8 protein-coding genes are annotated in these 10,306 nt (G+C 51.3%); 4 read left to right on the forward strand and 4 right to left on the reverse strand.

The annotated features are described in order from the left end of the window. The first annotated feature begins 583 nt into the window (after window positions 1-583). The 4 genes from HWQ67_RS07190 to HWQ67_RS07205 all read left to right on the forward strand — a co-directional run bounded on the left by HWQ67_RS07190 (window position 584) and on the right by HWQ67_RS07205 (window position 6,417). On the forward strand, window positions 584-2,290 hold the full coding sequence (locus HWQ67_RS07190) for a tetratricopeptide repeat protein (protein ID WP_218252003.1): 1,707 nt from the start codon (window positions 584-586) through the stop codon (window positions 2,288-2,290). A gap of 120 nt (window positions 2,291-2,410) precedes the next feature. Further along, complete coding sequence (gene ispE, locus HWQ67_RS07195) at window positions 2,411-3,271, forward strand: 4-(cytidine 5'-diphospho)-2-C-methyl-D-erythritol kinase (RefSeq protein WP_218252004.1); 861 nt, start codon at window positions 2,411-2,413, stop codon at window positions 3,269-3,271. Window positions 3,272-3,449: 178 nt separating this feature from the next. After that, a complete protein-coding gene (gene gspG / locus HWQ67_RS07200; protein WP_218252005.1) occupies window positions 3,450-3,860 on the forward strand; it encodes a type II secretion system major pseudopilin GspG in 411 nt (136 codons plus the stop codon). A gap of 175 nt (window positions 3,861-4,035) precedes the next feature. After that, window positions 4,036-6,417, forward strand: coding sequence for an exo-beta-N-acetylmuramidase NamZ domain-containing protein (locus tag HWQ67_RS07205; protein WP_218252006.1), 2,382 nt, complete (start codon window positions 4,036-4,038; stop codon window positions 6,415-6,417). A 141-nt stretch (window positions 6,418-6,558) separates the two neighbouring features. On the opposite strand, the gene HWQ67_RS07210 is transcribed toward HWQ67_RS07205, so the two are convergent. The 4 genes from HWQ67_RS07210 to rplM all read right to left on the reverse strand — a co-directional run bounded on the left by HWQ67_RS07210 (window position 6,559) and on the right by rplM (window position 10,066). After that, window positions 6,559-8,037 carry a DegQ family serine endoprotease gene (locus tag HWQ67_RS07210; protein WP_218252007.1) on the reverse strand — a complete coding sequence of 493 codons (1,479 nt, stop codon included), beginning with the start codon at window positions 8,035-8,037 and terminating at the stop codon, window positions 6,559-6,561. 51 nt (window positions 8,038-8,088) lie between these two features. Continuing rightward, window positions 8,089-9,126 (reverse strand): N-acetyl-gamma-glutamyl-phosphate reductase, encoded by a 1,038-nt coding sequence (gene argC, locus HWQ67_RS07215; RefSeq protein WP_218252008.1) that lies wholly within the window; start codon window positions 9,124-9,126, stop codon window positions 8,089-8,091. A 103-nt stretch (window positions 9,127-9,229) separates the two neighbouring features. Continuing rightward, on the reverse strand, window positions 9,230-9,622 hold the full coding sequence (gene rpsI, locus HWQ67_RS07220; RefSeq protein WP_218252009.1) for a 30S ribosomal protein S9: 393 nt from the start codon (window positions 9,620-9,622) through the stop codon (window positions 9,230-9,232). 12 nt (window positions 9,623-9,634) lie between these two features. Beyond that, window positions 9,635-10,066 (reverse strand): 50S ribosomal protein L13, encoded by a 432-nt coding sequence (gene rplM / locus HWQ67_RS07225; protein ID WP_218252010.1) that lies wholly within the window; start codon window positions 10,064-10,066, stop codon window positions 9,635-9,637. Window positions 10,067-10,306: the final 240 nt, after the last annotated feature.

A 10,306-nucleotide genomic window follows, 5' to 3' on the forward strand; every position in this document is an offset into this window, starting at 1 on the left:
CAGATGGGCGCAAAATACCATTTCTTGTCATTCCCGTGAAAACGGGAATCCATTTTAAAAAACCGCATAAAAAGCCAGTTAATAAAAAAGTGCAAAAGTATAGATAGTATATATATTTTTTTGCTTAAAATACGCTATCTTTTATCGGTTAATTAAAAGTAAATATTTATATTTATTGTCGGGTGCATTACGTTATAGCTACTTATGCTCTTCTGCTTATACCGCAAAGGCCAAGGGGGCGTGGTAATGTGTAAAATCAAGCCTGCGCAGGAAGGGGGCAAGAGGACTGGCCTCGCCACAAACCGCCCCTTTACTTTTTTTTTACCGATTGACAGGAATATTTTTTTATGAGACTGCCAAAATTTTTTATTTATGTTACTATATAAGTATATACTAAACGACAGAAAGGTGGTGGACAAGGATGACAATCAAGAAGGTAACTAAAAAGGCGGCTATTACTTGCAAGTGCAAGGGGTCTTGCTAGGTGGTCCCGGGGCAGTAGCTATTGAGGATAAACTTAAATTAAGGGACGAGGGGGCGGCAACCCTCTCTCTCTTTAAAACAGCGAACCAAAAAAGTAAAGATGAAAAATAAAGACAACTGTGTTTACAAAGGTTTATGTGTTGCTGCCACACTGGCAGTGTTACTTTCAACGTCCGTGTGTATGGCACAGGAGGCGGAGGTTTTTGACTCCGGTGCGGCTTACCGCTTCATGCTTGGCGCCATAGCAGAGGGTGAAAGGGATTGGGATGGCGCACTGAAACACTACAGGGCGGCGATAAAAGAAGACGAGGTTTCACCGTATCTCAGGATGCAGGTGGCGCTGCTCCTCTGGCGTCAGGGCAAGATTAACGAAGCCGCCAAGGCAAACAAAGACGTACTGAAAAAACACCCAAATTACACACCTGCCTTAAAACTGATGGCGGAGATATACAACTCCCAAAACGACACGACTAACGCCATAAAGACATATGAGAAGATCGTGGAGCTAAACAAGGACGATACCGAAGTCTATGTCTACCTCGGGGCAATGTATCTGTCCAAAAATGACTATAAAAACGCCTCAAAGGTCTTTGCCGGTCTTGTCGAAAAGGCCCCCGACAACGTGATGGGTCTCTACTACCTCGGGGTAATCTCCATAGAGCAAGGAGACATGAATAAGGCCGAGGAATATATGCGCAAGGTCACGGATATAAATCCGGAGTTTGATGCAGCCCTGGTGGCCCTTGGAGTCATCGCCGGCAGCAGGGACAAAAAAGACGAGGCCTATGACTACCTCAAGGAGGCCCTCAGGATCAATCCGCATAACCTCAAGGCGCGCGAGATGCTGTCGCGGTACTATCTCAAGGACAAAGACTTCGGAAATGCCACCGAACAACTGACCGAACTCAGCAAGGAGCTGCCCGAAAACCTCGATATACACCTCAAGCTCGGTCTGCTGCACACGGAAAACGGCAACTACGAACAGGCCGTTGAAGAGTTTATGATCGTCAAGACGGCCAATAAGAACCACATCATGTCCCGCTACTACCTGTCGTTGGCCTATGAGGGGTTGCGACAATACGATAGGGCCATCGAAGAACTCAAGCAGGTAATCGACCTCGATCCAAAAAACGTAAACGCCTTCCTGCGGCTCGCCTTCCTGTACGCCGAAACCGAGGACTACAAGATGGCTGCCAAATACTATGAAGAGCTGCTGTCCTTTGATGACGGCAAAGCGGAGTTCTTTCTGTATCCGGCGCTGGCATATTCGCACATGAAGGATTACGGCAAGGCAAGGGGCTTCTTGCTCCGAGGCATTGAGAAGCATCCGACAAATGAAGAGCTGTACTTCAATCTGGCCGTTATACACGAAAAGGAAGGCAACTTTGATGAAATGGTCACCCTGCTGAGAAAGGTGCTGGAGCTAAAGCCCGACCATGCCGAGGCCCTCAACTATCTTGGGTATAGCTACGTTGACAAGGGGCTTAATCTACAAGAAGCCCTGGGACTTATACAAAAAGCCGTAGAGCTAAAACCCGACAGTGGATATATCATAGACAGCTTGGGATGGGCATACTACAAGATGGGCAGGTACCAGGAGGCGCTGGTTGAGTTGCAGAGGGCGCTGTTGCTTGTCAATGACGATGCCGTGTTGTATGAGCACCTCGGTGATGTTTACATGGAGCTGTCCATGAAGGAAAAGGCCATAGAGTTCTGGAAGAAGTCCATAGAGCACGTCAAGGACGAACCAGGACTGACAGAGAGGGTGCAGGGCAAGATTGACCAACAAGTGCATTCCAAGCATTGATCTGTGGTAGCAAAAGAAAGAAGGAGGGCGGCTCCGCCCCCTCCTCAGACCTCCCCTGCAAGGGGGCCAGCCCCCTTGACCCCATCTTACCATGCTTTTTTTAGAGGATACCATTGATCTGTGGTGTTGCACTATAATGCCCCTGCAAAGATAAACTGGTTTATATACATCACCGGCAAGAGGGATGACGGCTACCATGACCTGTTGTCGGTGATGCAGCGTGTGTCGCTGTATGACGAACTGACGGTGGAACCCGCCGGAGCAATTGAGGTTGTTACGGGAATGGACATCCCTACGGAGGACAACCTTGTCTTTAAGGCGGCCTCGTTGCTTCGTAGCCACACCGGATGTAAAAAAGGTGCCAGGATACACCTGAAAAAAGAGATCCCGACCGAGGCCGGTCTGGGTGGAGGTTCAAGCGATTGTGCCTGTACGCTGCTTGCGCTTAACAGCCTTTGGGGGCTGGGGCTTACCACGGGGCAATTAATGGAATTGGGGGCAATGCTTGGCAGTGATGTGCCGTTTTTTGTCGGTGGGGCGTGTGCCTTTGTCAGCGGGCGCGGTGAAGTCGTAACCCCAATGCAGAGTACCACCCCCTGGGACGTCCTGATAATCAAACCACCTTTTTCGGTCTCCACTGCCTGGGCGTATAAAAAGCTCAGGACTTTCACCAGTTGCGCCTCCCTCAATCACACCAACGACCATATAGGCAAACGCCTCTGTGACGCCCTCAACAACAGGGACGTCAATGCCCTCATCCCCCTGATGAGAAACGACATCCAGGAGGCCATCCAGGGCGATTATCCCATGATAGGCGAGCTCCGTTCATATCTGTTGGAGCATGGGGCGGTGGCGGCCATGCTCAGTGGCAGTGGTTCGGCGGTCTTTGGCGTCTTCGGTGACACCCAAAAGGCCCAACATGCACGTGAACACCTTCCTGTCGGATGTCGGGGGTTTTTGGTTACGACCTTGACAAATTAGTGTCATTGGCGGCAATATATAAGTGCATGTACAAAAGTTTTTATATAAACCATAGGATTGAGTATTATGGGGTCAAGGGGACTGGTCCCCTTGCGGGGGGGTCTGAGGGGGGGCGGAGCCGCCCCCTTCTTTCTTATTTACGCATAAAATTAATTATGGGCAGGTACTTATGATGAATATGAAACGTACACACGGCAGACAGGCTGTAGCGGATGAGGCGGGTTTTACGCTGATTGAGATACTGATCGTGGTGATGATCATTGGGCTGATAGCCTCTCTCATAGCGCCGAACATTTTTGGACGCTTTGAGAAGTCCAAGGAGGAGCTTGCCAAGGCACAGGTTGAGATGCTCTCCTCGGCGGTGCAATCCTACATGCTTGACATCGGCGGTTGCCCCAAGGAGATTACCGAGTTATTGACCTCCACGGAGAAGAAATGGCGCGGCCCATATCTGGCCAAACAGACCATCCCCCAAGACCCCTGGAACAGGGCCTATCAGTACAAGTGCCCCGGCGAACATGGCATGTTTGACCTCTACTCGCTTGGCCCAAACGGCAAGGTAGACGACCAGAACATTACAAACTGGTAGCCTGTATCAAATTCAGGGCAATAGCATTTGACCGGAAGAAAAGAAAGGGGCGGCTCCGCCCCCCTTCAGAACCCCCCGCAAGGGGACCAGTCCCCTTGACCCCATAAAAATGCCACGTACTTTGCATTTGATCCAATCGAAGTCTGCTATAAATAAATCTAAGGAGAACTTTCAGATGCCTCAATTGCTCACGCTCTGTTACATCGTATTCAGTGTATTTTTTGCGTGTTCCCCCCCCTACCTGTGGGCAGCAGCAGCGACAGGGCATCAATCGCTGTTTAACGAGGAACACCTGACCTCAATTGACGAGCTTGTGGACAAGAGCATAGGCGAAGGCAAGCTACCCGGGGCGGTCGTACTGATCGGCAACAGGGACGCCATCGTCTACCGGAAGGCCTTTGGTTACCGTGCCGTTGAGCCGGCCAAGATACCGATGACCGTGGATACGATCTTTGACATCTCCTCTATGACAAAACCCATTGCCACCACCATCGCCATCATGCAGCTTATGGAGGCGGGCAAGCTCCGCCTTGAGGACTCCGTGGGCAAACACTGGCCCGAGTTCAAGGTCAACGGCAAGGCAAAGATCACCATCCGTCAACTGCTCACACACTATTCGGGATTACCCGCCGGTCTGCCCCTGACCCCATACTGGCATGGCAACGATGCGGCCATGAAGATGATCGTCAACGAAACCCCAATGTACACACCGGGGACACACTTTACATACAGCGATATGAACTTTCAGGTACTTGGGGAACTTGTCTGGCGACTCTCCGGCCAGAGACTCGATGCCTACTGCGCACAACACATATTCAGACCCCTGGGGATGAAGGAGACGTCGTTCAGGCCCTCCGAAGATGTCCGCAGCCGCATAGCCCCCACGCAGTACCGAAAGGGCAAACTGCTCCAGGGAGAGGCTCATGATCTTTCGGCCTACAGGATGGATGGCGTGGCAGGACATGCGGGTGTGTTTTCGACCGCCGATGACCTTGCCATCTTTGCCAGGATGCTGTTGCACGGAGGGACGCTCAATGGCGTCCGCATCCTGGGACCCCTGACCATCGCCAAGATGTTCACCCCGCAGGAGCCTATGGACAAGAAGACCGTGCGCGGATTGGGCTGGGATATGGACTCTCCGTTTGCCTCTAATCGTGGCGTGTTGTTTCCCGTGGGTTCCTACGGACACTCCGGATACACGGGGACATCCATCTGGATCGACCCAGTCTCTGAGACCTACGTTATCATCCTCTCTAACCGTGTTCATCCTGGTGGCGGTGGGGATGTTGTTTCGCTGCGAGCCGAAATTGCAACCATAGCCGGTGCCGCACTGGAGTTGGAACCTGCCCGGCGTATACTCAAAAGTCGCACCCCCCTGACCGCCTACCACGAACTCGTAAACAGCTATCATACAAAAGGCCCGCGCAACGGCAAGGTCAAAACGGGCCTGGACGTCCTGGTTGCCGAGGGGTTTGCGTCGTTGTCGGGGCTCAAGGTGGGACTCATCACCAACCACTCCGGCATAGACTCGCAGGGACGCCGCAACGTTGACCTCTTTCACAAGGGACGCAACGTAAAACTCAAGGCCATCTTCAGCCCCGAACACGGCTTCTCCGGCGAGTACGACGAAATCATAAAGACAGACGTCACCACAGACCCCGGGACGGCTGTGCCCATTTACAACCTCTACGGCAAGACCTATCGTCCCACCCCAGCCATGCTTGCCGGATTGGATGCCCTGGTCTTTGACATCCAGGATGCCGGTGTGCGCTTTTACACCTACATAACGACGATGGCCTATGCCATGGAGGCCGCTGCCGCTCAAGGGATTGCCTTTTACGTCCTGGACCGGCCAAATCCAATCACAGCCATGTCCCTGGAGGGACCCATTGTACAGAGCAATCTCAGGTCATTTACCAACTACTTTCCGATGCCCATCAGACACGCAATGACCATTGGCGAACTTGCCAGGATGTTTAACGAGCAGTACAAGATCGGTGTCAAGCTCCACGTGATCAAGATGCAGGGTTATGAGCGCACAGACTGGTATGACGAAACCGGTCTGAAGTGGGTCAATCCCTCTCCAAACATCAGGACGCTGACGCAGGCGACGTTATATCCGGGCGTGGCGCTCATAGAAGGTGCAAACATCAGCGTGGGACGGGGCACGGACATGCCATTTGAGGTACTTGGGGCGCCGTGGATAGATGCCATACGACTTGCCTCATATCTCAACGGTCGCCGTATCGAGGGCGTGCGTTTCCTGCCGGTGGACTTTAAACCCAAGGGTGAAATATACGCCAACGAGGTCTGCCATGGTGTTCAGATAGTCCTCGTCGATCGCAAGGAGCTTGACAGCGCCGTCCTGGGGGTGGAGATCGCCTCTGCGTTGTACAATCTCTTTCCAGGCTTTCAGCTCAACAGCACAAAGGGGCTTATCGGCGAATCCACCGTAGAAGCCATCAAGCAGCGCACAGACCCACAGTTTATCCCGCTACAGTGGCAGGAGCAACTACAACAGTTCCGGCAGTTGCGTGCAAAGTACCTGCTCTATTAAGTAACCTAACGTAAACATGTACAGCAGATTTCTATTGGATTAAATACAAAACGCATGGCATTTTTATGGGGTCAAGGGGACTGGTCCCCTTGCAGGGGGGTCTGAGGGGGGGCGGAGCCGCCCCCTTCTCTTTTCTCTGTATTACTTCTTGCTTGAGAGTGTTACGTATATAAATGCCCCCGACCTGTAGACCAGCAACAGGACATCGTCATCCTTCTTGATCGTGGATATTGCGGTTTCGTAATCGCTGACATTACTGACACGCTTTCTGTTGACTTCGCCGATGATGTCACCCGGACGCAGGATAGAGGCAGCAACGCTATCCTCATCGACGCCGGTTACAATAACACCGTTGACCTTTGCCGGTATGTTAAACCTCTCCCTCAGTGATTGGGCCAAGTTCTGAACGCTGATGCCTCGCATCTTTGTTTCAGACTCCTGTGCGGAGGGCAGCATGGCGGCAGTCTTGTCATCGGGCAGTTCTCCGACCTTGACACCTAGCAAAACCTCTTTTGTCTCCCTGATGACCTTGACGTCAACCGTGGTGCCCGGGTCTATGGCCGAGACCATGTTGCGCAACTGCCTGGTACTGGTGCTTTCCTTACCGTTGAACATGACGATGACATCGCCGCGCTTTATGCCTGCCTTATCGGCCGGTCCGCCATCGACGACATCGGCAATCAGCACGCCGGTCTTTTCGGTAAGCCCGAAGGACTTGGACAGTTCCGGGGTCAGGGGTTGGATGTTGACACCAAGCCAGCCCCTTACCACCTTGCCCTTTTTCATGAGGCTATCCATAACGCTTTTAGCCATGTTGGTCGGTATGGCAAAGCCGATGCCCTGATATCCGCCGCTTGTTGAAAAGATAGCGGTGTTGATCCCGACAAGTTCACCGTTGATGCTCACCAGGGCACCACCTGAGTTGCCCGGATTGATGGCGGCATCTATCTGGATAAAGTCTTCGTAATCGGCAATGCCAACGTCAGACCGGCCCACGGCACTGACTATGCCCATTGTAACCGTCTGATTCAGCCCAAAGGGGTTGCCGATGGCGATAATGATCTCACCCGGTTTCAACTTGCTTGAGTCGCCAATCTTGATGGTTGGCAGGTCCTTGGCTTCAATCTTAATAACGGCAAGGTCGCTCTTGGAGTCGGTCCCGATGACCTTGCCCTTGTACTCGGTCTTGTCGTAGAGGATGACCTTGATCTCATCCACGTCCTTTACGACGTGGCTATTGGTGAGTATGTAGCCGTCGTCGAGGACGATTACACCGGAACCCAGCGACTTGGACTCATGTTTTTTGGGCGAGTGGAATTGGTTTTCATCCCCAAAGAAGCGTCTGAAGAACGGGTCATCAAAGAATCGCCCCATGGGGTTGTCCTTCATTTCTACGGTCTTCATGGTTGATATGTTGACTACGGCCGGTCTGGCCACATCAGTCACTTCGGCCAGGGCATTGCTGAACTGCTCCAGTATTGCCTTGCTGCGCGGGGCAACCTCCTTTGATTGTGCCACGGACTGGTTTTGTATGTTTAGGTTAGAGGCGAGTATCAGCCCTATGACAAGTCCGGCCACTATCAGCGACGTCGCAAAGGCGACCTTTCTCTTGAGTACCATGTTGTTTTATCCTCCTGTATGTGTTACATAGATTTTTGGGAAAAGCTCAGGTTAGGGAAGTACTGACAATGCCTTCAGCGCCACGGTTTCGTCAAAGCCACACATGATATTCATATTTTGAATGGCCTGCCCTGATGCCCCCTTTATGAGATTGTCTATGACACTGACTACGATAAGGGTGTTTTTTCTATCGATGGCAATACCGATCTGACAGAAGTTAGTCCCTTTGACGTTTTTAATATCTGGGAATTTCCCCTTGTCCATGACGATAACGAAGGGGTCATTTTCATACGTATGCTCGTATAGCGACAGCACCTCTTCCAGGTCGATTGCGGAGTCAAGAGTAGCATAGACGGTACTCAGGATACCACGGTTAACCGGCAGCAGGTGAGGAGTGAAGGAGACCGTTACAGGCTTTTGTGCACTCAGAGAGAGGCCTTGCTCTATTTCGGGCGTGTGTCTGTGTGTTGCGACCCCATAGGCGCTGAATCCGCCGTTGACCTCACAGAAAGATAGCGCAACTTCCCCCTTCCGCCCCGCCCCCGATACCCCGGACTTTGAGTCTATCACGATGTGGTCAACGTCAACGAGGTTGTGCTTGAGGGCTGGATACAGGGCAAGCAACACGGAGGTGGGATAGCATCCCGGATTTGCCACCAGCGACGCCCCCTTGATCGACTCCCTGTGTATTTCGGGCAGTCCGTATACGGCATTTGCGAGGGTCTGGGGGTAGTGATGAGTGGTGCCATACCATTGGCTGTATACGGCAGGGTCCTTCAGTCTGTAGTCGGCAGAGAGGTCTATGACCATCTTACCGTTTCGGTGGAAGTGGTCCACGACCTCCTGTGAGGCAGCGTGTGGCAGTGCAGTGAAGAAGACATCGCCCTTTTCAAGCAAGGCCTCCTTCTGTAGCGGTTCAAAGATATAGTCGGTGTAATCATACAGGTGAGGGAACAGCTCCGTCACCGTTTTGCCCACATAGCGGTCGGCGGTTATGGCCGTTACCAGTACACCGGGGTGGTTGATCAGGAGCCTCATAAGCTCACTGCCCGTGTATCCACTCCCTCCACATATTACAACTTTCAGCATTTACGCTTTCGTATGCCCCCTTGTCCACTATTTTGTCGTACTTCAGGTAAATAGCATCCGATAAGATACCACGGTCTATATCATTGCAGATATAAGTGCGGAATTATCTCTTTGAGAACTGGAATCTTTTACGGGCGCCTTTTTGGCCGTATTTCTTTCTTTCCTTTTCCCTTGGGTCTCGTGTGAGCAGGCCCTCTCGTTTTAATTTGGGTCTGAAGTCCGAGTCGGAATTGACCAGGGCTATGGAGATACCATGCCTGATGGCTCCGGCCTGTCCGGCGGGTCCACCACCGACCACACTGGCTACCACGTCGAGTTTTCCGACCATACCGGTTATCTCAAGGGGTTGGTTGATAATCATCCGCAGGGTTTCCCTTGAGAAGTAGTTTTCAACCGATCTGTTGTTGACGGTGATCTGCCCTGCCCCTTTTTTGACTATAATGCGGGCTATGGAGGTTTTTCGCCTCCCTGTTGCCGTATATCTGACCTCGGTCATTAAAATCTCCTTCTATACTATATTTACTGGTTCAGGTTGTTGGGCTGCATGAGGGTGTTGAGGGCCTCTGTAGACCTTGAGTTTTTTGATCATAGCTCGTCCCAGTCTGTTCTTGGGCAACATCCCCCACACGGCGTCTCTGATCATGGTCTCGGGCGACCTCTTGATCTTGTCCTTGGCGCTCTCTGACTTGATACCGCCGATGTAGCCCGTATGGTGGTAGTAGAACTTCTGGTTGAGCTTGTTGGCCGTAAGCACTATTTTTTCGGCATTTACGACGATGATAAAATCACCCGTATCTGCGTTTGGAGTGAATATGGGTTTGTGCTTGCCTCTGAGATAAGTCGCTATCATGGACGCCATACGGCCCAATATCTTTCCCTGGGCATCCACAAGGTACCACTTCTTCTCCACATCACTTTTTTTCATAAAGACTGTCTTCATTACATTCATCCTTTTTCCAAAATCTTTGCTCAGTTCTTACTATCATAACGGATTAAAAAAATTATGTCAATGTCTCCAATTGCCTGGGGTGCATAAATTATGTCATCACAGGATTTTTTTTACAGCAAAAATTAACTTGACAATGTCACATTACAAATTCTGCAATTATAAAGATGTCTGAACCACGATTTAACGGATTAAGAGATTATCAGGATTCATGTTAAAGAAGGCATATATTCT

The sequence above is a fragment of the Candidatus Magnetobacterium casense genome, from assembly GCF_019173545.1.
Taxonomy (GTDB): domain Bacteria; phylum Nitrospirota; class Thermodesulfovibrionia; order Thermodesulfovibrionales; family Magnetobacteriaceae; genus Magnetobacterium; species Magnetobacterium cryptolimnobacter.

Coding starts and splice junctions, on each gene's coding strand:
- rplM (WP_218252010.1), bottom strand. CDS start 10,066: ATGAAGACAGTCTTTATGAAAAAAAGTGATGTGGAGAAGAAGTGGTAC.
- HWQ67_RS07205 (WP_218252006.1), top strand. CDS start 4,036: ATGCCTCAATTGCTCACGCTCTGTTACATCGTATTCAGTGTATTTTTT.
- argC (WP_218252008.1), bottom strand. CDS start 9,126: ATGCTGAAAGTTGTAATATGTGGAGGGAGTGGATACACGGGCAGTGAG.
- rpsI (WP_218252009.1), bottom strand. CDS start 9,622: ATGACCGAGGTCAGATATACGGCAACAGGGAGGCGAAAAACCTCCATA.
- gspG (WP_218252005.1), top strand. CDS start 3,450: ATGAAACGTACACACGGCAGACAGGCTGTAGCGGATGAGGCGGGTTTT.
- HWQ67_RS07190 (WP_218252003.1), top strand. CDS start 584: ATGAAAAATAAAGACAACTGTGTTTACAAAGGTTTATGTGTTGCTGCC.
- HWQ67_RS07210 (WP_218252007.1), bottom strand. CDS start 8,037: ATGGTACTCAAGAGAAAGGTCGCCTTTGCGACGTCGCTGATAGTGGCC.